This window comes from Sorangium sp. So ce836 (genome assembly GCF_028553905.1).
Taxonomy (GTDB): domain Bacteria; phylum Myxococcota_A; class Polyangia; order Polyangiales; family Polyangiaceae; genus Sorangium; species Sorangium cellulosum_D.
The window spans coordinates 13,555,423-13,581,409 of sequence record NZ_CP102233.1 but is presented as its reverse complement, the minus strand read 5'-3'; the positions used below and the strand labels follow the sequence as shown (position 1 = coordinate 13,581,409).

The following is a 25,987-nucleotide window of genomic DNA, read 5'->3' as shown; positions in this document are numbered from 1 at the left end:
CGCTGCTGCTCGTGCCGCCCTCGCCGCCAGTCCCGGAGGCCGCTCCGCCTCCCCCGCCTCCACCACCGCCCGCGGACGCCGAGGACGCGGCATCGGAAGGCGCGCCGCCCGACCCTGTGCCCGCCGCCGAGGTGGACCCGGAGCTGGCGCTGACGGATGCGCTGCCCGTCGCGCCAGCCCCGCCGGTGCCCGCCGGTCCGGTCGCTCCGGCCGACACGTCTGCTTCACTACAGGCAAGGGCCCCGAGGAGCGAGAACGCGACGCACGAGGAGATGAGCCCGGGCGAACATCGAAGCATGCTTTTCATAAGAGAATTTTCCCGGCAGCCCCGTGCCCTGGGCAAAGCCGAAGCAGCGGCTCTGGACGCAATGTTAACGTTAACAGTGCCCGTGTCAATTCCAAACGGCACATCGGCATCGGGCGGGCGCCTGGCCGAGCTGGAGGCGCTCCTCGGCGAGCCGCTCTTTGATCGGGCGTCGCTGGCGCCGAGTTGATGGTTTATGGTCCGGGCGGCGCTGGCCTCAGCCGCCCACGCCCCGCCGCGACCGGCGCGAGGGCTTCTGCGCCATCCGCCCGTCACGCTCGTCGCGCCTGGCCCGACGCACGCCGCTCCGGGGCGGGGCGGGGGCGCGCAGGTAGCCGGTGCGCGCGTAATAGGCGAAGAGCCGATCGAGCAGCCGCCGGTCCATGGGCGGGCACACGATGGCCGTTCCGGCCAGCCCGTCGAGCGCGTTTCGGGAGTCGCAGGCCGGCATCTTCTCGTACAGCTCCCACCGGGTCAGCTCGCCGTGGACCCGCTCGGTCAGCATCGGCAGCAGGGGAAGCAGCGGGCTGTCGCCCGATCGACGTATCCGCTTCAGCAGCGCCTCGCACCACCGCGCGTACGGCAGACGCAACAGCGGACGGCCGTACGCGCCGAGCAGGTCGAAGAAGCCGTTCAGATCGAGCCGTTGCGGCGGCGCGGGCACCAGGTGGAACACCTTCCCCAGGGCTCCCGGCCGGCGAGCGAGATGCACGATCGCCCGGCTGACGTAATCGACCGTCACGAACTCCTTGCTCTGCTCCGGCAGATCGGGGGCGCAGCCCATCTCGAGGCACCCTTTGATCATCCGGCTGGCGAAGTCGCTCACGCTGCCGGCGCCGGTCTCGCTGTGACCCATGATGACCCCGGGGCGAAAGACGGTGGCCGGCACCCCCCGCGAACGGGCGATCGCCACGAGCTTCTCCGCGACCCACTTGCTCTGGGAATAGCCCATGTCCGTGTGGAGGTAGTCCGCCCAGCGATCGAGATCGTCGCGCTCCCTCACGATCCGGCCCCCGGTGAAGTACCCGACATGGCCGAAGACCCCGATCGTCGAGACGTGGTGCACCGGTTTCGTCCGGCCGCGGCACGCGAGCCGCAGGATCTCCTGGGTTCCGAGCACGTTGGCCGCCCTGTGGGACACGTAGGGCTTGACGTAGTTGACCTCCGCCCCGGCGTGATAGATCGCGTCGATGCGCGCCGCGAGCGCGTCGAAGCCGGCCGGGGTGAGCCCGAGCAGCGGCTTCGTCAGGTCGCCGGGCACGGCGACGATCCTCGCGCGGGCCGCGTGGTCCCAGAGGGAATACGCCTCCAGGGCTCGCCGGATCCTCGACAGGCCGTGAGCGGCATCGCGGGCGCGGACGAGGCAGTGGACCGTGGCGCGCGTCTGCACGAGGAGCTCGCGCACGAGAAAGGCCCCCAGGAACCCCGTGGCGCCGGTGACGAAGACGTGGCGCGGCGCAGCGCCCGCGAGGGCGGCCTCCCCGCATGGGCGGATGTCCGGGTCGAGGACGGCCTCGGCGCGGAGGTCGACCGCGTCCGCGACGGCGCCGCGCCCCGTCCGGCGCCGGGCCTCGTCGACGGCGCGGGCGAGGCCGGCCACGGTGGGCGACTCGAACAGCCGGCGCGCGGGCACGTCGACCTGAAAGGCCGCCTTCACGCGGAGGAGCACCTGCGCGGCCAGGAGCGAGTCGCCGCCGAGCTCGAAGAAGTCGTCGCCGGCCCCGACGCGGCCGGCCCCGAGCACCGAGGCCCAGATCCCGGCCACCCTGCGCTCCGTCGGGGAGCCGGTCGTCCTCGGCGCGACGGCGCCGGGCCGACCCGGGCGGGGCGGCGGCAGCGCCCGGCGATCGATCTTCCCGCCGGCGGAGCGCGGCAGCGACGGCAGCGCGACGAACGCGGCCGGGATCATGCAGTCGGGCAGCTTCTGCTGCAGAAACCGGCGCAGGGTCGACGACAGGCGGTCGCGCGAGCGGCTGCCGTCCCTGTCGGTCCCCGATCGCTGCCCTGGCCCCGCGGCGCTGCCCGGAGCGGGGCACGGGCCGGCTTGCGCGACGACATAGGCCACGAGGCGCCGGTCGCCGGGCGCGTGCTCCACGGCCACGACCGCGGCCTCGCGCACGGCGGGGCACGCGGCGAGCGCCGCCTCGATCTCCCCGAGCTCGACACGGAAGCCGCGGATCTTCACCTGGGTGTCGATGCGCCCGAGGAACTCGATCGAGCCGTCCGGCAGATAGCGAGCCCGATCGCCGGTTTTGTACAGGCGGTCCCCGGGCTCCTCGGGCAGGGGGTTCGGGAGGAACGCCTCGTCGGTCAGCTCGGGTCGGTTCAGGTAGCCCAGCGCCAGACCGTCGCCGCCGACGTAGAGCTCTCCCGGGACGCCGACGGGCACCGGCTGGAGCCGGCGATCCAGGACATAGACGCGCGTGTTGGAGACGGGCCGTCCGATCGGCACGCGGGCGGCGCCCTCCGGGACCGCGCGCACGACATGGGCCGTGGAGAACGTCGTGTTCTCGGTCGGGCCGTAGCCATTCACGAGGCGCTCCGGGGCGCTCTGCTCGAGCACCTCGCCGGACAGCGTCGGGCTGAGCACGTCGCCGCCGACGACGAGGGTAGAGAGCCCCTGGAAGGCGCCCGGGTTCGCGCGGGCGAGCTGGTGAAACAGCGCCGTGGTCAAGAACAGGAGGGTGACCCCCTCCCGGCGGAGGAACGCCGGGAAGGCCTCCGGCGATAGGAGCGTCTCGCGAGAGACGAGGACGAGGCACGCGCCGTTCAGCAATGCGCCCCAGATCTCGAACGTCGACGCGTCGAAAGCGAGGCTGGAGGCGTGCGCCACGCGATCCGAGGGGCCGAACGCGACGTAGTTCGTGTCCCGGACGAGGCGGACGACCCCGCGGTGCGGGACGGCCACACCCTTGGGCCGGCCGGTCGATCCCGACGTAAACATCACGTAGGCGAGATCCGTGGCCGCGACCCGGGCGGCCGGGCGCTCGTCGTCGCTGGGCGCGCCGCGCTCGTCGTCGAGGCACAGGACCTCTCCGCAGAAGGCGAGCCGCGCGACCTGTTCCGGCTCTCCCAGCAGGACGCTCGCCGCGGCGTCCTCCAGCATGAAGCGCAGGCGCTCGGCCGGCGTGCTCGGATCGAGGGGGACGTAGGCGCCGCCGGCCTTGAGGACGCCGAGCAGCGCGACGAGCACGCGGAGCGACCGCTCGACGAGGACGGCCACGCGCAGGTCGGGGCCGGCGCGGCGCGCCGCGAGCCGGCGCGCGAGCCGGTTGGCGCGGCGATCCAGCTCGCGGTAGGTGAGCGCCTCGCCGCCCAGGGCGGCGGCGATGGCGTCGGGCGTCCGCGCGGCCTGCGCCTCGAAGAGCTCGTGAATGCACGCGTCGCGCGGATAGGCGGTCTGCGTCGCATTCCACGCCACGGTGATCCGGCGCCGCTCCTCCGGCGTGAGCAGCGGAATCTCGGAGATGGGCCGCTCCGCGCCCTCGGCGACGCCCGCGAGCAGCAGGCTCAGGTGGCCGAGCATCCGCTCGATGGTCTCCGGATCGAACAGGTCGGTGCTGTACTCCAGGGTCGCGACGAGCCCACGCCCGCGCGCCGCCACGGACAGCGAGAGCTCGACGGCAGCGGCCGCGCGGGGGCGCGGGGCGCGCGTCGCCGCGGGGTCTGCCGCGGCCGCGGCGCCGGGCAGGCCGTCCCCCGGCGGCGCGAGCTCGAAGGTGGTCTGGATCAACGGGAGACGGCCCGCGTCCTCCGCGGCCCCGAGCCCCTCGGGCCGCGCGCCGCGGTGCGCCGGACGGTGGGCCTCGGCGGCGGCGATCTGCGCGGCGACCTGCGCGAGGAGCGCTCGGAAGCTCAGCTCGTCGTCGAGGCGGGCGCGGACGACGAGCGGGTGGCGGGGCCCTTCCCCCGCGCGAGCGCCCTGCCTGCGGCCGCGGCGGGGCCAGGGCACGCCGATCGCGAGGTGGCCTTGCCCGGTATAGCGGTAGAGCAGCGCCGCATAGGCCGAGAGCAGGGTGACGAAGCGCGTCGCGCTCGACGCCCGGCGCATCCGATCGAGCGCCCGGACGAGCCGGGGCGGCAGCACCCGAGACACCGACGCGCGGCGCGGCGACAGAGCGGGCGGGCGAGGGCGATCCGTCGCGAGCTCGAGCGCGGGCAGCGCGGGCGCGGGCTCCGCCGCGGCGCGGGACGTGCGGGTGTGTGGCGCTCGATCACGCACGTCGCGAATCCGTCGTCGAGCTGTCGAGAGGGGCGCGCGGGCGATCACGCGGTGCTCGGGCGCGCGTTGCGCTTCAGCGCGTAGGCGATGCCGCTTTGCAGGGTGCCGCAGGTGACGAGCCCCCGGAGCTCGGCGCCCAGGTCGACCAGCGCCTGCGCGACGACGGGGCGGATGCCGGTCAACACCACGTCTGCGCCGAGCAGCCTCGCCGCCTGCGCGACGCGGACCAGCGCGGAGGCGACCTCGCCGTCCACGGACTTCACGCCGGTGATGTCGAGGATCGCCACCGACGCGTGCTTCTCGCCGAGCGCGCAGAGCAGCGTCTCCAGGATCTGCTGGGCGCGCTCCCGGTCGATCGCCCCGACGAGCGGCATCGCGATCACCCCCTCGGCGATCGGGATGAGCGGCGTGCCGAGCTCGCGGAGCGCCGCCTGCTGCGCCTGGATCACCTGCATCTGCGCGAGCGTCTCCTGCTCGTACCGGAGCTGCTCGGTGATGTCCCTGAAGAACGCCGCCATGCCCGTCGGCTCCCCCGCCGGGTTCGAGATCACGAAGGCGCTGGTCTGTCCCATCCACTCGCTCCCGTCGGGGCGCCGGATCTTCAGGACGCCGCGCCACGCGCCGTGCATCGTCAGGGCCGGCAGGACCTCGGTGGAGAGCTGGGTAAAGCTCTCCGGCGAATAGAAATCGATCAGCCCGCGGCCGACCGCGCCTTCGCCGAAGCCGCTCATCGTCTTGAAGGCGAGGTTGGCGTAGACCACCTCGCCGTTCATCGCGGTCAGGGTGATGCCGTCCAGAGCATTGTCGACCAGCCTCTTGGAGACGCTGAGATCCTCGGCCTGCCGGCGCTGCTCCGCCTCTCTCTCCTTCTGGACGGTGATGTCGTGAATCACGCTCATGGTCTGGCGCGGCGCCCCGGCGCCGTCGCGCTCGAGGACGATGTCGCGCCTCGTGAGCCAGCACCACGATCCGTCCGCCCTGCGCAGCCGGACCTCGAGCTCCGTCATGTCGCTCTCGACACCACACCTCGCGCGATTGAGCTGCTCGCGGATGCGAGGCTGGTCGTCGGGGTGCGCGAGCGTCATGAACGCATCGAGGCCGCCGAGGTCCGCGCTGTCGTCTGTGTATCCGAGCTCGCGTGCCAGCGAACGATTCTCATAGAGCCGGCGTTGCTCGACCGGATCGTGGACCTGGATCAGGTAGGGCGCCGCCTCCAGCATCAGGCACACACGACGCAGCTCGGCGCGCAGATCCCGCTCGATCTGCTCCAGCTTGGACACACGAGCGCGCAGGGCAGCGAGCTCGCCATGATGCGAATGGATCGCCGTATCGTGAGCATCCATCGGACTCCCCCCAAGGCTGGCTGATTTCAGGCAACGGCGGTGGACACGTCGCCTCTGGCCACGACGTTACTACCGATGGGCCGTCTCTGGAAGACAGCATCCATGGCTCGCCACCGCCGCCACAGCGCGGACAGCCCAATCGCCAATGTGACATGGTCACAGTGAGGACAGCCGTGTTTGCCGGAGCGGCGCTGTCACAGTGAGGACAGCCGCGTTTGCCGGAGCGGCGCTGTCACAGCGGGGACAGCAGCGATGCCGGTCCGTGCACGAAGGGTGCGACCCGGACCGCCCGCCGCGCGAGCGGCTCTATCCTCCGAGCGCCCGCGCGAGCGCGCCTCTCAACACCGACGCTGCATCCCGCTCCTCGCCCCGCGCCCGCCACGCCACCACGCCGTCGGGTCGCACCAGCAGCGCCCCGCGCCGCCCGATGCCCACGAGCCGCTGCCAGCGGTCGCGCTCGTCCTCGAAGTCGATCCCTGCGCGCAGCACGCCGAGGGTCGCCCCGATCGCGCGCGCCGCCTCGCCCCACGCCTCCGCCTCGCGCCCGGCGATCAGCGTGAAGCGCCCGTCGATCAGGTCGAGCGTCGACACCCGCGCTCCGTCGCGCGCGATCCACGCGTGCGGCATTCGCGTGCCCGGGCGGCCGTCGAGCCGGAAGCGCGCCGCGCGCCCATCCGCCGTGATCGCCGCGGATTCGTACCGATAGCCGACGCCCAGGAGCTTGTGCAAGCGCCCCGGGCTCGGCGGCGTTCGGCCGGTCAGGCGCCCCCAGATCGAGCGGCGATCGAGGCCGAGCGTCTTCGAGAACGCGGCGCGCGCCATGAGGCCCTGCTCGTCGGCGTTGTTCGCCGAGTCCTCGGCCGCCACGACGGCGACGGGCCGGCGCTCCGCTTCGTACGTGTCGAGCAGGGCGGGGCGCGCCTCGCCGCGCAGCACGAACGCGAGCTTCCACGCGAGGTCGTGGGCGTCGGCGACTCCGGTGTTCGCGCCCATGCCGCCCCACGGAGGCATGAGGTGCGCGGCGTCCCCCGCGAGGAAGACGCGCCCGACCCGGTAACGATCCGCGACGCGGGCCGCCGATTCCCACGGTAAAACGCGCTCGATCCGGATCGGCACCTCGCCCGCGCCGAGCGCCTTTTGCACGAGCGAGGCGCAGCGCTCGGGCGGGTAGTCCTTCGGCGACTCGCGCGCCGGGTCGTACACGAGGTGGAACACCCAGCGCGCGCGGTTGTCGATCGCGGCGAAGAGGCCGCGCACCTCGGGGTGGTGGACGATCGCGAGGCTGAACTCCCGATCTCGGACGAAGTCGGCGAGATCGGCCTCGAAGAGGACGTTGAGCAAATGGCCCAGCGATCCGCGCCCGCTCGTGGAGATGCCGAGCGCCTGCCGCACCGGGCTCTTCGCGCCGTCCGCCGCGACGAGGTAGCTCGCGCGGACGCGCCGCGTGGCCCCGGTCGTCCGATCGCGCAGCACGGCGCGCACGCGCTCGTCGTCCTGCTCGAACGAGACGAGCTCGGTCGAGAACGAGAGGCGCGCGCCGCGCTCGCGGGCCGCGGCCGCGAGCACCGGCTCGAGCAAGTCCTGCGTGATCCGGCAGGCGCGCGTGGGGCTCGCCGACCCGAGCCCGATCTCGCGCCCGAGCAGCGCGCGGAAGAGCCGGCGCATGAGCTTGCCGAGCGGCGCGTCGATCGCCTGCGCAAGCGTCTCGCCGAAGAGGAAGCCCAGGTGGATCGGCGTCTTGGCGCCCGCCTCGCGGATGGCCGGCTCGAGGCCGAGCTCGCGATAGAGCTCCATCGTGCGGGCGTTCACGCCGCGGGCGCGCGGGTGGATCGACGTGCCCGCGTGGCGCTCGACCAGCGTCACGTCGACGCCGTGACGACGCAGGAACAGCGCGGCCGAGAGGCCGACGACGCCTCCACCGACGATCAGGACGGGGACCGGCGGCTCGCTCTCGGTAGGCTCGTGATCCATGCCTTCACCTCGCTCGCAGGGTGGCGGTGCGCAGCGCGAGCCCAGGCCGGCGCGCGCGCTTTTCGGGTGAGCGCGCGGGGGCGATGATCTACGGTTGGACTCGGCAGTCCAACAAATTGGACTGATGAGTCTCATGATCCGCCTCGTCGGCTACCTCGCGCGCGAGACCGAGCGCGGCCGGCTCGACGTGGCGAAGCCGGAGCGCGCCGCGCGCCAGCTCATCGCGCTCCTCTCGGCGGAGGCGCAGGACGTCTCGGTCTACGGCACGCTCCCGCTCGCGCCGTCGCAGATCGACGCCATCGTCGATGAGAACCTGGAGATGTTCCTCCGCGCGTACGGGGCGCGGCCGAAGCCTCCGGTGAGCCCGCGGGCGACCCGGAGGGGGAAGAAGAAGCAGGCCGGAGCGTGACGGCCCGGCGGGGGTCGCCGCGTTCAGCGGTCGCCGTGCGGCTCAGACCCCGCGCGGGAAGTCGCCCTGCGGCGGGATGCGCGGGTCCTGGGTGGGGTCGGGCGAGGGCGGCTCGGGCTGCTCAGGCCCCGGGTCACCCGGGTTGGGCGGCAGCGGGACCTCCTCGTCGCCGCCGGGTACGTCCGTCTTTGCGAGCTCATGCGTGCGGTTGTTCATGTGCTCCTCCAGCAATCGTTCAGTGCAACCGTTGAGCCACTGCAATTTTGCAATTTTCGAGCCGCAGCGTACGAACGGCGCCCGGCTTGACGCCCCGCCCCGGCATCCGTGATCTGCGGCCGGCGTGCTCTCGATCCGCCACGACCCCTTCCCGCTGGAGGCCGCCCGCGACCTGCTCGGCATCGTGCGCGCGCTCTACGCCGCGGCGCGCGCGCGGGGGGCGAGCGTGGCAGATCTCCACGCCATCGCCGCGGTGGGCGACGATCTGCGGCAGGCGATCGCCCTCGCCGCGGCCCACCCGCCCGGCACGCTCGGCTTCTCGTCGGCGTGGACCCGCGCCGAGCGCGCCGCGGCCCGCGTCGGCGAGCTCGCGGACGCGCTCGCGCCCGCGGCGCCGATCGTCCACGCCGCCCTGGCGCGCGTCGGCGGCGGCAAGGCCACGCCCGGCGGGTGAACGCCGTCGCGCCCGGTCGAGGAGCGCGTCATCCCCGGCCCAGGAGCGCCGTCACCCGCGCCGGGGAGCGCGTCACGTCCGGCGGGTGAGCGCCCCCGCGATGGGGTGGTCCGGCGGGATGGGCCAGGCGAGGGCGCGCGAGGCGACCGCGCAGTACGCGGCGAGGCGCTCGCGCGGCACCGGGGCGCGCGCGCCGAGGCGACCGAGGTTGTCGAGGAGCAGCTCGAGGCAGCTGTTGCCCACCCGCTCCCCGACGCCGAGCGCCGTGGCGTGGACCCGCTCGACCCCGCACGCCGCCGCCCACAGCGCGGCGGAGAGGCCGAGCCCGCGGTCGTTGTGGCCGTGCCAGTCGAGCTCGATCCCGGGCGCGCCCAGGGCGGCGAGCTCGCGCCGGGCGAACGCGACGAGCGCCGCGACCCCGGGCGGGGTGACGTGGCCCGTCGTGTCGCAGAGGCAGAGGCGCGCGGCGCCGGCGTCCACCGCGGCGCGGAAGAGCGCGTGGAGCATGCCGGGAGGCGCGCGGGTCGCGTCCTCCGCGACGAGGCAGAAGGGCAGGCCGGCCGCGGCGGCGGCCCGGCCGGCGGCCTCGACGCTGCGGGCCAGGAAATCGGGCCCCCACCCCTCGACGAAATGCCGGATCGGCGAGCTGCCGATGAACGCGTAGACCACCATCGGCGCCCCGGCGCGCTCGGCCACGCGGGCGACCTCCTCGATGTCCGCGGCGGTCGTGCGCGCGGCCGCGGTCAGGGCGAGCGGCAGCCGGGACGAGACGATCTCCCGGGCGAGCAGGCACGCGTCCTCGAACTGACGCGGCCCGGACGCCGGGATGCCGAGGTTCACCGCGTCGACGCCGACGCTCGCCATGGCGTGGAGCAGCTCGATCTTCTGCGCGCTCGGCGGGTTCACCGTGGAGACGCCCTGGATGCCGTCGCGCAGCGTCTCGTCGAGCACCTCGACCGGCCGGGCCGCGCGCTCGAAGGGCAGCCACGCCTCGTCCTCGGCGCGGGCCGCCGCCCAGGCCTCGGCGGGCACGCCGCCCGGCGGGAGCCGGCGCTCCGCCGGCGCGGGCTCCGCGCGATTCCAGTCGAACAGGGCCGCTGCGCCGGGATCCCGGCCGTCGGTGCTCATGCGCTGCATGTCATGTCGCGGGGGATCTCGGCGTGGCGCATGCACAGCGCGCCGCGTCGACCGGCGCGGGGGAGAGGTTACTTCATGTCGGGCGTCGGAGCAGGTCCCGATCTCCGGCGGACGCCGCCCGGGCCTCGACCTGCGCGCCGCGCGCCCCGGCTCACCGCGCGCCCCGGCTCATCGCGCGCCCCAGGTTGCCGCGCGCCCCGGCTCACTGCGCGCCCGGTTTGCCGGGATCGTCGCTCCAGACATTGGCGTTGCCGTGCGCCTCGAGCGGGCCGCGCTGCGGGCGGACGACGCAGAAGCGATGGCCCGTCGGCGCCTCCATCACCCACCAGCGCTTGATGAACTCCACGCGCCGCGCCCCGAGCGCCTCGAGCCGCCGCACCTCGGCGTCGAGGTCGTCCGTCTCGATGTCGAGGTGCGTCCGGCTCGGGTGCTCGACCTGCTGCAGCAGCATGATGAGCTCATCGTCCCGCGTCTCGATCTCGCGGTAGCCGCTGTCGACCGGCGCGTTCTTCCTGACGGGCTTGCCGAGCGCGCGGCTCCAGAAATCCGCCGCGGCGTCGATGTCCTCCACCTTGCAGTCAATCACGAGAGCACAAAGGCGACTCCGGTGCATGCGATCTCCCTCCTGCCGGATGGCGCAGCGACCTTACGCGGCGCCGCCAGAGGCGTCTCCCCCAAACCAGCGCGCCGGCGCGCCGGCGCAGGGCGCTCCAGCGCCGGCGGGCGTCGGGATCTTGCCGACCAGACTCGCTTTCCGTGCGGGCAGCGGCATCGTAAAAAGCTGTTCCAGGAGCAACCTGCTGCTCCGGGACACCTGCCGCTTCAGGAGCTTCGATGACGCACATGCCTCGCTTGCTGACGAACTCGCTGGCGCTCTTCACCCTCGCGCTCTGCGCCGGCTGCTCGCCCTCCGAGCGGAACTTCGCGACGGGCACAGGCGGTCAAGGCGGCGACGCCGGCCACGGCGGCGCGGGCGGCGCGGGCGCCGGAGGCGGCGCGGGCGGCGCGGGCGGCAAGGGCGACGCGTGCGCCTCGCCGGCGGACTGCCCCGCCGCGGACAACGAGACGCCGACGTGCGAGGCGGGCGTCTGCGGCGTCGCCTGCGGCGCCGGCTTCCTGGACTGCGACGCCGCGGCCCCGGGCTGCGAGACGCGAGCGAACGACCCCGAGCATTGCGGCGCCTGCGGCAACCGCTGCGCGACGTCGTGCGTGGAGGCCGACGAGGGCGCCTTCTGCAACGACCCGATCGAGATCTCGGCCGGGTTCGCCCACACGTGCGTGCTCCGGCGCGACGGCAGCGTCTGGTGCTGGGGCAGGAACGCGTTCGCCGAGGCGGGGAAGCCGGCCGCCGAGCCGGTCGTCCCCCTGCCGGCGCAGGTCGCCCTCCCCGGCAAGGCCCTCCACGTGGCGGCGGGCGGCGGGTTCGCGCGCGACGACGACCAGTTCCCTGCCCACTCGTGCGCCATCCTGGAGGACACGACGGTCACCTGCTGGGGGCGCGGCACGCTGGGACAGCTCGGCAACGGCTCCTTCTACGCGGCGAGCGAGCCGGCGCGGGTGCCGAGCCTGATCAACGTCGTGCAGCTCTCGCTCGGCGCGGCGCACTCGTGCGCGGTGAAGACGGGCGACGAGCTCTACTGCTGGGGCACCGACGACGAGGGCCAGCTCGGCAACGGGGAGTCGCCGCAGACCGGCACCCCGGACTTCATCCGGAGCGACATCCGGCAGGTCGCCGCCGGCCAGGATCACACCTGCGCCATCAAGGCGTCCGACCGAGGCCTCCTCTGCTGGGGCCGGAACTTCGACGGACAGCTCGGCATCGGGGCCCGCGAGAACGCCACCTCTGCGGTGGAGGTCGCGGCGCCGCTCACCGCGGGCGTCGACGAGGTGGCCGCGGGCGACCGGCACACCTGCGCGCGCAAGGGCGTGGAGGTCTACTGCTTCGGCAACGACTACAACGGCGCGGTGGGCGCCGACCGCTACGGGCCCGTGCCGGAGCCCACGCTCGTCGCCGTGCCTCAGGCCGCGAGCATCGACGTCGGCCGCGAGCGGAGCGGCGCGGTGTCCGGCGCCGCGCGGGGTCTCAAGATGTGGGGCGTCGGCGCCCTCGGCCACGGGAAGCCAGGGCTGTCGTCGCAGCCGGTCGACGTGCCCATCGACGGCGTGGCGCAGCTCGCGGCCGGCTATCACCACACGTGCGCGCTGCGCACGACCGGCGAGGTGCTCTGCTGGGGCGAGAACACCGACGGACAGCTCGGCGTGGGCCTCGACGTCCGCGAGGAGCAGCTCTCGCCGGTCGCGGTCAAGCTCGCGCCCTGAGCGCGCGCGCCCGGCGGCCGCCGCCCCGCTCCGCCGGGAGCGCGGGGGCTCTCCTCGCGACAAGGGCCCTGTCCGGCGGTAGAGTTGCCGCCCTTTCCACCCAGGGATGAGACGATGAAGACAACCTCGCTCCGTTTCGCGCTCGCGCTGGGCGCCCTGCTCCTCTCCGCCGTCGGGTGCGAGGAGAAGAAGACGACGACCGCGGCCGAGGGGAGCGCGGAGGGCCGGGTCGCGAAGCTCTCGGTCGCGTCCTACGACCCCACCCGCGAGCTCTACCAGGAGCTCAATCCCGCGTTCGAGCGGTGGTACAAGCAGAAGACCGGCAGGGACGTCGACGTGGAGACCGATCACGGCCCGTCGGGCAAGCAGGCGCGCGACATCGCCGCCGGCAAGGAGACGGACGTGGCCGCGCTGTCGGTCGACTTCGACGTCGACACCATCGCCAAGGCGGGCCTGCTGCCCGCGACCTGGCGCGATCGGCTGCCGAACGGCTCGGTGCCGTACACGTCGGCCGTCATCTTCCTGGTCCGCAAGGGCAACCCCAAGCAGGTGAAGGGCTGGGAGGACCTCGCGCGGCCCGAGGTCGTGTCGCTGTGCCCGGATCCGAAGACCGGCGGCGGGGCGCGGTGGATCTACCTGTCGACCTGGGCGCACGCCGCGCGCAAGGCGAAGGCCGAGGGCCGGAACGACGCCGAGGCCGAGGCCGCGGCGCGCGAGTTCACGGCCAAGGTCTACGACGACGCCATCCTCGACCCGGCCATGCGCGGCTCGTCGACGCGCTTCATCGTGCAGCGCACGGGCGACGTCCTCTTCGGCTGGGAGAACGAGATCCTCCAGATCGCGGCCGATCCGGCGACGGCCGACCAGTTCGAGGTCGTCGTCCCCTCGGACTCGATCACGATCGAGGTCCCCCTCGCGGTCGTCGACAAGGTCGCCGAGCGGCACGGCGTCAAGGACATCGCCGAGGCGTACGTGGAGTTCCACTTCTCCGACGAGGGCCAGGAGCTCATCGCGAAGCGCTACAACCGCCCGTACAGCGAGGCGATCGCGAAGAAGCACGCGGATCGGCTGAGGCCCCTCACGCTGTTCCGGTTCAAGGAGCATTTCACCGACTGGCCGACCGTGATGAGCGTCCATTTCGGCCAGGGGGCCGAGCTCGACAAGATGCGGAAGAAGTGATGTCGCGCCGCGCGCGCGTGCTCCCCGGGTTCTCGCTCTCCCTGGGCGTCGCGGTGCTCTACCTGAGCCTCGTCGTCCTCCTGCCGCTCTCCGCCCTGTTCCTGAAGACGGCGGAGCTCGGCTGGGACCGCTTCTTCGCGGTGATCACGAGCGGCTGGGTCGCCGCGGCCGTTCGGTTCACGCTGGGCGCCTCGGTCGCCGCGGCGCTCCTCAACGTCGTCGTCGGCCTGCTCATCGCGTGGGTGCTCGGCCGGTACACCTTCCCGTTCGCGCGCGTCATCGACGCGGTGATCGACCTGCCGTTCGCGCTCCCCACGGCCGTGGCCGGGATCGCGCTCTCCACGCTGTACGCCGAGGGCGGTTTGCTCGGCGGGGCGCTCGCCAGCGTCGGTTTCCGGTACCCCTGGCCCGTCTGGCGGGGGTTCGCGGCCGGCGGGTGGCGCGAATCGCCGATCGCGTGGACGGTGTACGACCGGATCTCCCTGGCGCCGCTCGGCGTGGTGATCGCGATGGCCTTCGTCGGCCTGCCGTTCGTCGTGCGCACGGTGCAGCCGGTGATCGAGGACCTGAGCCGGGACGTCGAGGAGGTGGCGGCGACGCTCGGCGCCAGCCGATTCCAGATCTTCCGCGCCGTGGTCCTGCCCGAGCTCGCGCCGGCGCTCCTCACCGGGTTCGCGCTGGCGCTCGCGCGCGGCCTCGGCGAGTACGGGTCGGTGATCTTCATCTCGGGCAACCGGCCGGACACCGAGATCGCGTCCCAGGTGATCATCAAGATGATCGAGGTGAACGAGACGGGCACCTACGCCGACGCGACGGCGGTCGCGGTCCTGCTGCTCGGGGCGTCGTTCGCGCTCCTCCTCGCGATCAACCTCCTCCAGCGCGCCGCCGCGCGCGGCCACGCGGGCTGACGGCCGCGGCCGGTGGACCCGAGTCGAGCGATGCTCTCCCCCCGCTCCCAGACAGGCCGCGAGGACACCGCCGGGGGCCGCGGGGCGCGCCGGCTGCTGATCGGCCTGTGCGTGCTGCTCGTCGGCGTGTTCCTCGTCTTGCCGCTCGGTGTGGTGTTCTGGCACGCCTTCAGCGAGGGCCTGAGCGCCTATGGACAGGCGGTCTTCGACCGCGCGACGTTCCGCGCGGCGGCGCTCACGCTCCTCACCACGGCCGTCGCGGTGCCGCTCAACACGCTGTTCGGCGTCGCGGCGGCGTGGGCCATCACCAAGTTCGAGTTCCGGGGCAGGAGCCTGCTCATCACCCTGATCGATCTGCCGTTCTCGATCTCGCCGGTGGTCGCCGGGCTGTGCTTCGTCCTGCTCTTCGGGGCGAACGGCTTCTTCGGGGCGTTCGTGAACCGGACCTACACGGTGAGCCTCGGGTTCACGAGCCTCGACGTCTCCACCCGGGTCATCTTCGCCTTGCCCGGCATCGTGCTCGCCACGGTGTTCATCACCTTCCCGTTCGTCGCGCGCGAGCTCATCCCGCTGATGCAGGCCCAGGGGAGCGAGGAGGAGCAGGTGGCCCGCGTCCTCGGCGCGAACGGGTGGCAGATCTTCTGGCGCGTCACGCTGCCCAACATCCGGTGGGGCCTCCTTTACGGCGTCATCCTCTGCACCGCCCGGGCGATGGGCGAGTTCGGCGCCGTGTACGTCGTCTCCGCGGGCTCGTCGGATCAGGTGACGCTGCCGCTCCACGTCGAGCGCGTCTATTACGCCAACATGGTCCGCGTCGTGCCCGCGTTCGCCGTCGCCAGCCTCCTCGCCGGCGTGTCGGTGATCACGCTGGCCGTGAAGGCGGCGGTGGAGTGGCGGTTCAAGGGCGAGCTGAAGAAGAAGGACGCCGGATAGATCGGAGTTGCCGAGGCGCGGAGTCGCCCTCAGCAGCGGGATGGGTTGGTGAGCATCTCGACGGCCTCCGCGGAGAGCTCCACGCCGTCGAGGCCCCCGACGAACTCGCTCCACGCGGCGGCGTCGCCCTGCGTCAGCGCGAAGGCGACGCACACCACCCAGCCGTCGAACGGCGTCGTCGACGGCGCGCGCAGCTGCTGGCTCAGGGCGGCCAGGGCCCCCGCGTTCTCCGCCGCGGTGGGCGCCATCGTGCGGCTCATCCCCATGAGCGCCTCGGTGAGGAGATCGGGCACCCCCGTGGACGCGACGATCTCGGAGAAGAAGGCGCGGAAGGCGGAGAAATCGTCCGGCGGAGCGCGATCGGCCTCGGTGCGGATCCTGGTCACGGCGAGAGAGCGCGCGCGCAGCGAGCTGGACTGTCTGGCGACGTTCCCCCAGGCCGACAGCACCGCTTCGAGCGGCAGGTCGAAGTTGTACAGGAACCTCAGGTGCGCGTCGGAGAGGTCGCCGGCCGGAGGCCCCGCCGCGAGCGCCGACCACTCGTCCGCGTAGAGCGCCAGCACATCGACGACCTCGCCGCACACCCCGTACTCCAGCCACGGCGTGAACTCGGTCCAGCGCGCGTAGGGAGGCCCCGCGAGCAGCGGCGCGAGCGCGCTCGACCACGCCGCCCGCAGCGCTGGATCCAGCGCCGGATCCGCGGCCCGAACGCACGCCATCCTGACCGCCATGGCCTTGGCGTCCTCAGCGTCGAGGCCGTCGAGGAAGGCCGCGAACGCGTCCGGGGTCACGGGCTCCGGCAAGCCGGCGCCGACGACGGCCATCTGGTGGACGCCGCCGGCCTCGAGGAGGCGCGCGACCTGCGAGGGGCTCGTGGGAAGGCGGAACGAGGCGAGGCGCGCCGGGAGTTCGTCCGGATGCAGGCTGAAATCGACCAGGTGGCCCCAGGAGACGTGGCGGTCGAGCGGGTCGAGGATCAGCAGCTCGCCCTCCCGCTGCGGGGCGACGTCCACGCCCTGGTCGAGCTCGAGCACCTGCGAGCGCGTCGTGCCGTCGTCCGCGATCCAGAGGAGATCGATCGGCGCAACCAGCGCCCCATCCGGATCGCGCAACGTCACGAGCACGCCGCCGGAGGGCGACCGCCCGAGATCGAGGTGCGGGAGCGCGCTGGCCCGGACCGCCCGCCGCGCGCGGGCGGCCGCGTCGGGGCCGAGGGGCCCCGCGAAGGCGTCGAGGAGCTCGTCCGTACCGATGGCGCCGAAGCGGTGGTCGTTGAGGACGTCGCGCAGCGTGCCCCAGAAAGCCTCCTCCCCGACGAGGCTCCGGATCTGGGTGAGCAGCCACGCAGCGCGACCGTAGGGCCCGGACGTGTACTTATCGGCGGGAGCGCGGTCCGGATCCACGATGGGGTTGTGCGACCCGGCCGAGAAGGAGTCGCCGTTCAGCGTCCCCTCGCCGCTCTCGTCCAGGTAGACGCGGGCGCCCTCGCTCGCGAGCAACGTCGCCATGCCCTCCTTGATCCACAGGTCGTCCCAGCTCTTGACGGTCACGAGGTCGCCGAACCACTGGTGGCCGATCTCGTGGATCGTGAGCTTCAGGTCTTCGGAGATCGTCGGAGCGGTGCTCCCGATCTCCCCCTGGAAGCTGATGCCGAGGTTCTCGATGCCCCCGCCGAACTCCGGCACGAGCACCACCGCGTACTTCTCGAAGGGATAGGGCACGAGCAGCTCCTCGAAGAGGCCGATCGAGCGGACCATCTCGTCGAGCAGGCGGCCGTAGTCGCCCGGGACGCCGCGCCGGTGCCAGACCGAGACGGGGAGGCTCCCCTTCATCGCGCGCTCTTCCTCGAAGTCGCCGATGGCGAAGGCCATGAGGTAGATCGGCACCGTGTAGTCCGTCGCGTACTTCATGCGACGGCCGGACGCGCCCTGCTCGTCGGAGACGAGCGTGCCGTTCGCGATCATCGTCTCGTGCGCGTCCATCGCGAGGTCGATGGAGAAGACGGCGCGGTCCTCGGGCGTGTTGTGGCACGGCATCCAGAGCGCGGCGTTGAGCGGCTCCGAGATCGTGTAGACCGCGCGCGACGCGGCGGGGTCCCCCCGGCGGGCGGGGATCGCGCGGAGCGCCTCGCCCTCGGCGGCCTCGTAGTCGATCTCGAGCGTGATCGCCTGGTCCGCCGCGACGCCGGGCACGCGCGAGAGGTCGACGCGGAGCGCCCCGAGCTCGGCGTCGACCGCGTAGGGCAGGTCGGCGCCCCCGGCCAGCCGGACCGCCTCGACCTCGGCCACCGCGCTGTCGAGGCGCAGGGAGCGCAGGCCGTCGTCGCCTGGTAGGAACGTCATCGCGACCGTCGCGACGAGCCGCCCCCGGCTCCAGTCGAACTCTCCCGTCACCTCGTAGCGCTGGACGTCGATCGCCGCGCCTGCCGGCGGCTCGGTGTCGGGCGGCGGAGGGTCGGGCGTGGGCTGCTGCGTGTCGTCGGGCGGCGATTGCCCTGGAGCGACGGGATCGACGCCGGAGCACGCGGCCGCGAGCGACGCCAGGAGGACGGCGGCGAGCCGCGCCCCCCGGCGGACAAGGGATCTGGCAAGGTCCATTCGAACACCTCGATGGAGGAAGAAGAAGCCGTGGACCTCCGTTCATTGGCTCCCCTCCCCGCCGATTTCGTGCTCCTGGCACGGAGAGCGCCGATCGAGCGCGCGGCGCGCCGCGCTTGGAGGCTCGTGGCCCCTGGATCGAGGCGCTGACCCGAGGAGACGTGCAAGGAGCGAGCAACCCATGTAGAAGAGAATGACCGTGAGAACGTCGTTTTCGCCCTCCTGGAGCTGGCCCGGTCCGCTCGCGATGTCCATTGCGCTGCTCGTCGCCTGCGGCGATGCCGCGGAGGATCCCCGGCCGGACGGCAGCAGCGTGGGCAGCGCAGGCGCCGGCGGCGACGCAGGCGCCGGCGGCGACGCAGGCGCCGGCGGCGACGCAGGCGCCGGCGGCGACGCAGGCGCCGGCGGCGACGCAGGCGCCGGCGGCGACGCAGGCGCCGGCGGCGACGCAGGCGCCGGCGGCGACGCAGGCGCCGGCGGCGCGGGCGGTGGGACCGGCGGCGCCGGCGGCGCCGGCGGGGAGGAGCCGCCGCCGCCCGATCCTGCAGCGCCGCTCTTCGCCGGAACGAGCATCCCGCGGTTCGAGATCGCGCTGTCGCAGGTGTCGATCGATCGGCTCAGCGCCGCGCCCGACGACTACGTCCCCGGGGAGCTCACGGTGACCCTGGACGGCGAGGTGATCGAGCTCGCCGACATCGGCGTGCGGCTCAAGGGCGTCCACGGCTCATTCCGGACCCTGGACGAAAAGGCCGCATTCCTGCTGAAATTCGACGAGTTCACCGACGACCAGACCCTGTTCGGGGTGGAGAAGCTCGCGCTCAACAACATGGTCCAGGACCAGAGCATGATCCACGAGCGCCTGGCCTACGCGCTGTTCCGCGCGATGGACGTGCCCGCGCCGCGCTCGGCCCATGCGACGGTGTGGGTGAACGGCTCGCTCTACGGCCTGTATGCGACTGTCGAAGCAGCGGATAACCGTCGCTTCCTCGATCGATGGTTCGGCGGCCACAAGGGCAGCCTGTACGAGGGGGCTTATGGGAGCGATCTCGAGCGCTCGAGCGTCGGGACCTTCGACCAGGACAACGGCGACGACGTCGGGTTCGCCGATCTGGTCGAGCTCGTGGAGGCGCTCGACGAGATGGAGAGCCCGGACACGTTCCTCGCCGAGGCGTCGCAGCGCATCGACATGGAGCGCTATCTCGCGTTCGCGGCCGCGGAGACCTACATCGGCCACTGGGACGGCTATGCCTGGTTTCGCAACAACTACTTCATCGCGCGGCGCCCGGACGACGGCCGCTGGACCTTCTTGCCGTGGGGCGTCGACCAGACCTTCGTGGACCCTCTCTATCCCTTCGGCGGCGATGCCCGACTCCAGCGGATGTGCACCGCCTCGCCGCCGTGCCTGCAGGCGCTCGCCGCGGCGTTCGAGCGCGTGCTCGAGCGCGCGTCGGCGCTCGACCTCGTGAGCGACGCCGAGGCGGCGCGCGACCTCATCTGGGCCGACGTGCTCGCGGATCCGCGCCGGGAGGTGAGCGCCGATGTCGTCGCCGCGCAGATCGACGCCACCATCGCCTTCCTGAACGACCGTCCCGCCGGCGTGCGGGCGTCGCTCGCCTGCGCGGACCCCTCGGGGCTCGACGCGGACGGCGACCTCTGGTCCGGCTGCGGGGAAGACTGCGACGACGGCGATGCCTCGGTGTACCCGGGCGCCCCCGAGCTGTGCGACCTGATCGACAACAACTGCGATGGGCGCGTGGACGACGACCCGTCGTGCCCGCATTGCGCCCTGCAGGCGCTCCCGGAGGGCGGCGCCCTGGCGCTCTGCTTCGCGCCCGCGACATGGGCGGACGCGGAGCTCGACTGCATCGCGCAGGGCGGGCACCTCGCGTCCATTCACGACGCGGAGACGCAGGATCTCGTGGTCTCGAGCGCCGCCGCGGTCCAGCCGGGCGACTACTGGATCGGGCTCACCGACGCGGCGTCCGAGGGAGACTTCGCGTGGACCGACGGAACGCCGTACGACGACGAGCGCTGGGCCCGCGGCGAGCCGAACAACGCCGGCGACGGAGAGCACTGCGTGGAGCTGGCGAGCTGGGCCAGCGGACAGTGGAACGACATGCCCTGCGACGCCGAGCTGTCCTACGTGTGCAAGCTGCCCTGACGAGGACCGCCGGCGCAGGGCGACGGCCTCGCCCGTTCAGTTGCGCCACCTCGCCGGTTCAGCCCAGATTCACGGCCTATGTGGCGACGCTCCCCGCCCGTATCAGGCGAGCCAGCGGACGGCACCGTCGTCGACATCGATCTGTCGATGGGCGACAGCTGCCCGCCTGACCGCCATGCGATCCCCCGGCGTTACGGCGGGGCCGTCCTGGCGGGCATCACGGCCGTCGGGATGACGGCCCTCGTCTGGCCGAACATCGATCTCCGGAACGGCTATTTTCTTCTGCCGCTCATCGCCATCGTCTTCGTGTCCGTCCGCGCCGGCTTCGGGCCCGCCGTCGCGACCGGGATCATCGGAGGGATCGGGGGCGCGTACCTCGTTTTGGAGCCTCGCGGCACCTTCGCCATCGACTCGAGGGCCGATGTGCTCGTGCTCTCGCTGTACGGCGTCGTCGGGCTCGCCACCGGCGCGATGGGCGCCGCCGTGCGGTCGACCCACGTGCGCACGGGGGCGCTGGCGGCCCAGCACGCGGCGCTGCACGAGCAGGCGAGGCGCCGGGCAGCTCAGCAGACGGCGGTCGCCGCCCTCGGGCAGCAGGCGCTCGCGGGCGCCGCGATCGACGACCTCCTGGAGGCCGCCGCCCGGCAGACGGCGGCGGCGCTCGGGACCGAGAAGGGGATCGTCCTCGAGACGCGGCCCGACGGCGTCACGGTCGTGCCACGCGCGGCCGTGGGCCTCTGCCCGAGCGCCGCCGGGGCCGAGGGGGTCGACGCCGGGCCCGGGACCCAGGCCGGCCACACGCTCTCGCGCGTGGAGCCGGTCGTGTTCGACGACCTGCCCGCCGACCGGCGGTTCCGGCCTGCCCCCTGCCTCCTCGCGCAGGGCATCAAGAGCGGGATGAGCGTGAGGATCCACGGCTTCGGCGCCCTCTGCGCGTGCACGGCGCGCAGGCGGAGGTTCACGGCGGACGACGCCCACTTCATCCGGGCGATCGCGAACGTGCTCGCCGGCGCGATCCTCCGCAACCGCGTCGAGGCGCAGCGCGCGCGGCTGTACCAGGACGCGGAGGACGCCATCAAGCGGCGCGACGAGTTCCTGGCGCTGGCGGCGCACGAGCTCAAGACGCCGCTCACGCCGCTGAGGCTCCTCGCGGGCAGCGTGCTGCGGGCCCTGCAGCGGAACGCGCCGGCGGAGGCGCTGCAGGAGAAGACGGCGGTCATCCTCCGGCAGGTCGATCGGCTCTCGGAGCTCGTGGACGAGCTGCTCGACGTCTCGCGCCTCACCGCGGGGCGCCTCGGTCTGCAGATCGAGGAGGTCGATCTGGCCGCGGTGGTGCGCGACGTGGCGTGGCGCTTCCGGGACTCGCTCTCGCGCGCGGGCTACGATCTGCGCGTCGCCGCGGACGAGCCGGTCAGCGGGCGGTGGGACCGGACGCGCGTCGACCAGATCGTCACGAACCTCCTGTCCAACGCCGCGAAGTACGGCGCGGGCAAGCCCATCGACGTCGAGGTCGCGGGGGACGACCGGACGGCGCGCCTCGTGGTGCGGGACCAGGGCATCGGCATCGCGCCGCAGGATCACGTCCGCATCTTCGAGCGGTTCGAGCGCGCCGCGGATCACGCGTCGTACAGCGGGCTCGGGCTCGGGCTCTGGATCGTGCGCCACGTCCTCGCGGCGCTCGGCGGCACCATCCGGGTCGAGAGCGAGCTCGGCGCGGGCACGACGTTCATCGTCGAGCTGCCGCGGCGCGCGGCCGGCGAGGACGGCGCGGGGGCCGCTCGCCCCTGAGCCGCGCGCCGCCCTCGCCCCCCACGGGCTACGCAAGCCGGCCCGAGCCGGACGCCCTCACCGCAGCTCGGGCTCGGGTGAGCCCGGCGGCCGATCCCGGCTGATGCCGGCGCCCCGGCCGCCATTGCGCGTTCCGCGCGGGTGCTAGGGTGGCGCCCATGTCGAACGTGCTCCGAGCGGCGCTCCTGAGCCTCTTCGGCAGCCTCGCCCTCGGCTGTGCCTCCCCGGGCGCGCCCGCCCCGGGCCCGCCCGCCAGGGCGGCGGCGCCCTCGCCGCCCGCCGATCTCGTGATCACGGCCGGCGTCGTCCGGACGATGGACCCGAGGAGCCCGCGCGCCGAGGCGGTCGCCGTGCGCGGCGAGCGGATCGCCTTCGTGGGCAGCGCGGCCGGCGCGAAGGCGTTCGTCGGGCCGGCGACGCGCGTCGTGGAGCTGCCGGGGCGCGCGGTCGTGCCCGGGCTCGTCGACGGGCACGCGCACCTCTACGGGCTCGGCGTCGCGCTGGAGACGCCGAGCGTGCGCGGCGCGAGGAGCGCGGAGGCGGCGGCGGCGGTCGTGGCCGAGGCGGCGAAGACCCGGCCGAGGGGCGAGTGGATCACCGGGCGCGGCTGGGACCAGAACCTCTGGCCGGGCGCGGCGTTCCCCACGCACGCCCCGCTGGACGCCGCGGCGCCGGAGCACCCGGTGGCGTTGCGCCGCGTCGACGGGCACGCGCTCTGGGCGAACGCGGCGGCGATGCGCGCGGCCGGGGTCGGCAGGGGCACGCACGATCCGCCGGGCGGGCGCATCCTGCGCGGCGCGGCGGGCGAGCCGACGGGCGTCTTCATCGACGGCGCGATGGACCTCGTCGAGGCCAAGATCCCGGCCGATCCGCCCGCCGTGCGCGAGCGGCGCATCCTGCGCGCCGCCGAGGAGGCGCTCTCGTCCGGGCTCACGGGCGTGCACGAGATGGGCGTCGACGACGAGACCGTGGCGGTCTACCGCGCGCTCGCCGCCGCCGGGCGGCTGCCGATCCGCGTGTATGCATACCTCGCGGGCGCGGGGCGGCTCGAGGGGCTGAGGGAGCGCGCGCCCGACGCGGACGCGACGGGCACGGCGATGTTCGTGCTGCGCGGGGTCAAGCTCTTCGCCGACGGCGCGCTCGGCTCGCGCGGCGCGGCGCTCCTCGAGCCGTACGCGGACGAGCCCTCGACGAGCGGCCTCCTTCTCATGGATCGCGAGGCGCTCGCGCGGGCGGCGCGGCTCGTCGCCGACGCGGGCTTCCAGCTCGCGGTGCACGCGATCGGCGACCGCGCCAACCGCGCCGTGCTCGACGCGTTCGAGGCGCTCGGCCCGGGGCGGGCCGCGGCGCTGCGGTTCCGGGTCGAGCACGCGCAGATCGTCTCGCCCGACGATCTGCCGCGCTTCGCGGCGCTCGGCGTGATCGCGTCGATGCAGCCGACCCACGCGACGAGCGACATGCCGTGGGCGCCCGCGCGGCTCGGCGCCCACCGCCTGAAGGGCGCGTACGCATGGAGATCGCTGCTGGCGTCGGGCGCGCGCGTCGTGTTCGGCTCGGATTTCCCGGTGGAGGAGCCCTCGCCGCTGCTCGGCCTCTACGCGGCCGTGACCCGGCAGGATCTCTCGGGACAGCCCCCGGGCGGGTGGATGCCCGAGGAGCGGCTCGATCTCGACGAGGCGCTCCTGGCCTTCACCGCGGCGCCCGCGTACGCGGCCTGGGCCGAGGGCCAGAGGGGGCGGATCGCCCCTGGCTACGTGGCCGATCTGACGGTCCTCGGCCGGGATCTCTCGCCCGATCGCTCGCTCGTCGACACGCCGATCGAGATGGTGGTCGTGGGCGGCCGCGTGGCGCGCGCGCCGCGCGATCGGCCCGCGCCATGAGGGCGGCGCACGGACACGGAGCGCGCCGCGGCCCCGCTGGCCGGGCGCCCAGGCGCGCCGTTGCGGCCGGCGACCGCGCTCGCCTACGCTCGCGCGAGAGGGAACCTGCGGGATGATCCAAGCCATCCTCTTCGATCTGGACAACTGCCTGAGCGCAGCGGACGAGGTGGGGAGAGAGCTCCTCGATCCGGTCTTCGCGGCGATCCGGCGGGCGAACCGGGGCAAGCTCTCCGAGGAGGCGCTCGAACAGGCATTCTCCGACTGCTGGCGCCACGCGCTGGATTTCGTCGCCCGGGAGCGCGGCTTCTCCGCGGAGATGCTCGCTGCCGGCTGGGAGGCGTGCGCCCGGCTGGAGGTGGGGGCGCCGATGCGCGGCTACCCCGACCTCGGCGCGCTCGCGGAGCTGCCCGCCCTGCGCTTCCTGGTGACGTCCGGCTTTCGACGGCTCCAGGAGAGCAAGATCAGGGCGCTCGGGATCGAGCGGCTCTTCGCGGGGATCCACGTCGACGCGATCGACGAGCCGGGCAGGAAGGGGAAGCAGGGGATCTTCGAGGAGATCTTGCGGGCTCACCGCCTCGACCCCAGGGAGGCGCTCGTGGTCGGCGACAACCTGGAGTCGGAGATCGAGGCCGGAAACCGGCTCGGGATCAGGACGGCGCAGATCCTGCGGCCGGGCGTGCCTCGCGGCGAGGGCGCGACGTACGCCGTTCACGGCCTGGACGAGCTGAAGGCGCTCGTGACGCGCGAGAACGGAGGGCGAGCCCCGTGAAGCGCGAGCGGGGCTCTCCAGCGCATACGAGCGTAGGAGCGGCCGCATGATTGCACGTTACCAGATCGTCCGCGGGCGCCGTCGCGACGGCGATCCGTTGCCAGAGGGCAAACGGTACGATACGCGCAAACACACGCAGCACGTCCTGCGGCCCACCCAGGAGATCGTCGAAGCGTTCCTGTCCGACCCCTCGCAAGCGGGCTTCGAGCGGTTTCGCGCCGCCTACATCGCGGTGCTCGACGAGCGGTTTGCGGAGGAAGCGTGGCGCTTCGACGCGCTGGCGCAGGAGGCCCGGCAGGGCGACGTCTTCCTCGGCTGCAACTGCCCCACGGCGCGCCAACCCGACGTCCGGCGCTGTCACACGTGGCTGTCTCTGGAGTACCTCGCCCGCAAGTACCCGGACCTGGACGTGAGGTTCGGCGCGCGGTGAGGGGTCATCCGGCGCGGTTCAGCGCCGCAGCCGAGAGCAGCAGTCGTCGGCCTCGGGCGCGGTGAGCGCGGGCCGCGCGCCGCTCGAATCGGACAGATCCTCCTGCTCGTCGGGGTAGCGGATGCGCTCGTCGCCGGCCTTGGCGCCCTGCCCGGTGTTGCGCCCCTTGGGCTCTTCCCAGTCCTCCTGGCGCCCGAGCGCGGTCAGGTCGAGGAAGTAATACGAGCCGCCCGTCGACTCCGTACCGCGCCCGTAGGTCGAGTAGGTGTGGTACACGCGCTCGCCGTCGCGCAGGAAGCAGCTCAGCCCGTGCAGGTCGAAGGGCTGCTTGCCGCCCAGATAGAAAGCGGAGCCCGCCTGCTCGTGCTCGGCGGGCGTACGGTAGTTGTATTCCACCGGCGCGACCGACTCGTCCAGCGTGACGTGATAGTCGTAGTTGAAGCGGCTGCCTTCCGACGAGTACCAGGGCACCGGCCAGCCCATGCGCGCCTTGAACGGCGCGATCTTCTCCCATGGAGCGCGCGAGATGAACGCGAACGTCGTGTCGACCGCGTGCCAGTGCCGCAGGTGGCCCTTCGAGATCTGATCGGCGAAGCCCGAGCAGCTCGGGCAGCCGCGGTCCTTGGGTTTGCCGTCCTCGAACAGCCACATGAAGTGATACACGATGAGCTGCCGCCGGCCCTCGAACAGATCGAGCAGGCGCAGCCTGCCGTGCTGTCCCGAGAACTCGTACGGCTCGGTCACCTCGACCATCGGCAGGCGCCGGCGATCGGCGTTGAGCTTGTCGCGCGCTCGCGTCAGCTCCTTCTCGCGGGTCAGCAGCGCCTTGCGCGCCTCCAGCCACTCGGCGCGCGAGACGACGCGCGGTAGTTCGATCCGGGTCATGGGTACGTCTCCAGGGTCATCGGGGATGGGCCTCGCCCGGTGCGGGCGCTGCCGGGGGACGGGTTCTGGGGATGGACTGCCG

19 protein-coding genes are annotated in these 25,987 nt (G+C 73.3%); 11 read left to right on the top strand and 8 right to left on the bottom strand.

The genetic code is table 11. The features are described 5' to 3' along the window. Positions 1-521 precede the first annotated feature (521 nt). The 3 genes from NQZ70_RS49595 to NQZ70_RS49585 all read right to left on the bottom strand — a co-directional run bounded on the left by NQZ70_RS49595 (position 522) and on the right by NQZ70_RS49585 (position 7,840). Entirely contained in the window at positions 522-4,526 is a 4,005-nt protein-coding gene (locus NQZ70_RS49595; protein ID WP_165374563.1) for a non-ribosomal peptide synthetase, read from the bottom strand. A gap of 44 nt (positions 4,527-4,570) precedes the next feature. Next, a complete protein-coding gene (locus NQZ70_RS49590; RefSeq protein ID WP_165374562.1) occupies positions 4,571-5,806 on the bottom strand; it encodes a PAS domain S-box protein in 1,236 nt (411 codons plus the stop codon). 369 nt (positions 5,807-6,175) lie between these two features. Beyond that, entirely contained in the window at positions 6,176-7,840 is a 1,665-nt protein-coding gene (locus tag NQZ70_RS49585; RefSeq protein ID WP_165374561.1) for an FAD-dependent oxidoreductase, read from the bottom strand. A 94-nt stretch (positions 7,841-7,934) separates the two neighbouring features. On the opposite strand from NQZ70_RS49585, the gene NQZ70_RS49580 reads away from it, so the two are divergent. Further along, positions 7,935-8,249 (top strand): TetR/AcrR family transcriptional regulator C-terminal domain-containing protein, encoded by a 315-nt coding sequence (locus NQZ70_RS49580; RefSeq protein WP_257792756.1) that lies wholly within the window; start codon positions 7,935-7,937, stop codon positions 8,247-8,249. A gap of 42 nt (positions 8,250-8,291) precedes the next feature. On the opposite strand, the gene NQZ70_RS49575 is transcribed toward NQZ70_RS49580, so the two are convergent. Then, positions 8,292-8,465, bottom strand: coding sequence for a hypothetical protein (locus NQZ70_RS49575; RefSeq protein WP_165374560.1), 174 nt, complete (start codon positions 8,463-8,465; stop codon positions 8,292-8,294). Between the two features lie 124 nt (positions 8,466-8,589). Between NQZ70_RS49575 and NQZ70_RS49570 the strand changes: the two genes are divergently transcribed. Continuing rightward, complete coding sequence (locus NQZ70_RS49570; protein ID WP_129580459.1) at positions 8,590-8,919, top strand: hypothetical protein; 330 nt, start codon at positions 8,590-8,592, stop codon at positions 8,917-8,919. A gap of 72 nt (positions 8,920-8,991) precedes the next feature. On the opposite strand, the gene NQZ70_RS49565 is transcribed toward NQZ70_RS49570, so the two are convergent. Both NQZ70_RS49565 and NQZ70_RS49560 read right to left on the bottom strand, forming a co-directional pair. Beyond that, on the bottom strand, positions 8,992-10,047 hold the full coding sequence (locus NQZ70_RS49565; RefSeq protein ID WP_237244765.1) for a 2-isopropylmalate synthase: 1,056 nt from the start codon (positions 10,045-10,047) through the stop codon (positions 8,992-8,994). A 211-nt stretch (positions 10,048-10,258) separates the two neighbouring features. Further along, entirely contained in the window at positions 10,259-10,669 is a 411-nt protein-coding gene (locus NQZ70_RS49560; RefSeq protein ID WP_129580457.1) for a VOC family protein, read from the bottom strand. Between the two features lie 230 nt (positions 10,670-10,899). Between NQZ70_RS49560 and NQZ70_RS49555 the strand changes: the two genes are divergently transcribed. The 4 genes from NQZ70_RS49555 (at position 10,900) to cysW (ending at position 15,395) form a co-directional block, all read left to right on the top strand. Continuing rightward, positions 10,900-12,375 (top strand): hypothetical protein, encoded by a 1,476-nt coding sequence (locus NQZ70_RS49555; RefSeq protein WP_237244764.1) that lies wholly within the window; start codon positions 10,900-10,902, stop codon positions 12,373-12,375. A 114-nt stretch (positions 12,376-12,489) separates the two neighbouring features. Then, positions 12,490-13,554, top strand: a complete 1,065-nt coding sequence (locus NQZ70_RS49550) for a sulfate ABC transporter substrate-binding protein (protein ID WP_129580456.1) — start codon at positions 12,490-12,492, stop codon at positions 13,552-13,554. Continuing rightward, positions 13,554-14,462: an ABC transporter permease gene (locus tag NQZ70_RS49545; protein WP_129580455.1), complete on the top strand. Its 909-nt coding sequence runs from the start codon at positions 13,554-13,556 to the stop codon at positions 14,460-14,462. Before NQZ70_RS49550 ends, NQZ70_RS49545 begins: the two co-directional genes overlap by 1 nt. Positions 14,463-14,492: 30 nt before the next feature. Continuing rightward, the gene (gene cysW, locus NQZ70_RS49540; protein ID WP_129580454.1) at positions 14,493-15,395 is read left to right on the top strand and encodes a sulfate ABC transporter permease subunit CysW; all 903 of its coding nucleotides are present in this window, start codon (positions 14,493-14,495) and stop codon (positions 15,393-15,395) included. Positions 15,396-15,424: 29 nt separating this feature from the next. On the opposite strand, the gene NQZ70_RS49535 is transcribed toward cysW, so the two are convergent. After that, entirely contained in the window at positions 15,425-17,992 is a 2,568-nt protein-coding gene (locus tag NQZ70_RS49535; protein WP_129580453.1) for a M1 family metallopeptidase, read from the bottom strand. Between the two features lie 199 nt (positions 17,993-18,191). Here NQZ70_RS49535 and NQZ70_RS49530 point away from each other — a divergent pair, with 199 nt between their 5' ends. From NQZ70_RS49530 to NQZ70_RS49510, 5 genes are all read left to right on the top strand, one after another. Then, positions 18,192-20,153, top strand: a complete 1,962-nt coding sequence (locus NQZ70_RS49530) for a CotH kinase family protein (protein ID WP_129580452.1) — start codon at positions 18,192-18,194, stop codon at positions 20,151-20,153. Positions 20,154-20,231: 78 nt separating this feature from the next. Next, complete coding sequence (locus NQZ70_RS49525; RefSeq protein WP_129580451.1) at positions 20,232-21,941, top strand: ATP-binding protein; 1,710 nt, start codon at positions 20,232-20,234, stop codon at positions 21,939-21,941. Between the two features lie 158 nt (positions 21,942-22,099). Next, a complete protein-coding gene (locus NQZ70_RS49520) occupies positions 22,100-23,821 on the top strand; it encodes an amidohydrolase (protein WP_129580450.1) in 1,722 nt (573 codons plus the stop codon). A gap of 112 nt (positions 23,822-23,933) precedes the next feature. Continuing rightward, positions 23,934-24,590: an HAD family hydrolase gene (locus tag NQZ70_RS49515; protein ID WP_129580449.1), complete on the top strand. Its 657-nt coding sequence runs from the start codon at positions 23,934-23,936 to the stop codon at positions 24,588-24,590. Positions 24,591-24,636: 46 nt separating this feature from the next. Continuing rightward, positions 24,637-25,020, top strand: coding sequence for a hypothetical protein (locus NQZ70_RS49510; protein WP_129580448.1), 384 nt, complete (start codon positions 24,637-24,639; stop codon positions 25,018-25,020). Positions 25,021-25,038: 18 nt separating this feature from the next. Here NQZ70_RS49510 and NQZ70_RS49505 read toward each other — a convergent pair whose 3' ends face one another. Then, positions 25,039-25,905 (bottom strand): DUF899 domain-containing protein, encoded by an 867-nt coding sequence (locus NQZ70_RS49505; protein WP_129580447.1) that lies wholly within the window; start codon positions 25,903-25,905, stop codon positions 25,039-25,041. Positions 25,906-25,987: the final 82 nt, after the last annotated feature.

Bases quoted from the DNA above. Each gene is read 5' to 3' on its own strand.
- NQZ70_RS49535 (WP_129580453.1), bottom strand. From the start codon at position 17,992: ATGGACCTTGCCAGATCCCTTGTCCGCCGGGGGGCGCGGCTCGCCGCC.
- NQZ70_RS49505 (WP_129580447.1), bottom strand. From the start codon at position 25,905: ATGACCCGGATCGAACTACCGCGCGTCGTCTCGCGCGCCGAGTGGCTG.
- NQZ70_RS49515 (WP_129580449.1), top strand. From the start codon at position 23,934: ATGATCCAAGCCATCCTCTTCGATCTGGACAACTGCCTGAGCGCAGCG.
- NQZ70_RS49510 (WP_129580448.1), top strand. From the start codon at position 24,637: ATGATTGCACGTTACCAGATCGTCCGCGGGCGCCGTCGCGACGGCGAT.
- NQZ70_RS49575 (WP_165374560.1), bottom strand. From the start codon at position 8,465: ATGAACAACCGCACGCATGAGCTCGCAAAGACGGACGTACCCGGCGGC.
- NQZ70_RS49565 (WP_237244765.1), bottom strand. From the start codon at position 10,047: ATGAGCACCGACGGCCGGGATCCCGGCGCAGCGGCCCTGTTCGACTGG.
- NQZ70_RS49585 (WP_165374561.1), bottom strand. From the start codon at position 7,840: ATGGATCACGAGCCTACCGAGAGCGAGCCGCCGGTCCCCGTCCTGATC.
- NQZ70_RS49545 (WP_129580455.1), top strand. From the start codon at position 13,554: ATGTCGCGCCGCGCGCGCGTGCTCCCCGGGTTCTCGCTCTCCCTGGGC.
- NQZ70_RS49560 (WP_129580457.1), bottom strand. From the start codon at position 10,669: ATGCACCGGAGTCGCCTTTGTGCTCTCGTGATTGACTGCAAGGTGGAG.
- NQZ70_RS49550 (WP_129580456.1), top strand. From the start codon at position 12,490: ATGAAGACAACCTCGCTCCGTTTCGCGCTCGCGCTGGGCGCCCTGCTC.
- NQZ70_RS49525 (WP_129580451.1), top strand. From the start codon at position 20,232: ATGTGGCGACGCTCCCCGCCCGTATCAGGCGAGCCAGCGGACGGCACC.
- cysW (WP_129580454.1), top strand. From the start codon at position 14,493: ATGCTCTCCCCCCGCTCCCAGACAGGCCGCGAGGACACCGCCGGGGGC.
- NQZ70_RS49520 (WP_129580450.1), top strand. From the start codon at position 22,100: ATGTCGAACGTGCTCCGAGCGGCGCTCCTGAGCCTCTTCGGCAGCCTC.
- NQZ70_RS49555 (WP_237244764.1), top strand. From the start codon at position 10,900: ATGCCTCGCTTGCTGACGAACTCGCTGGCGCTCTTCACCCTCGCGCTC.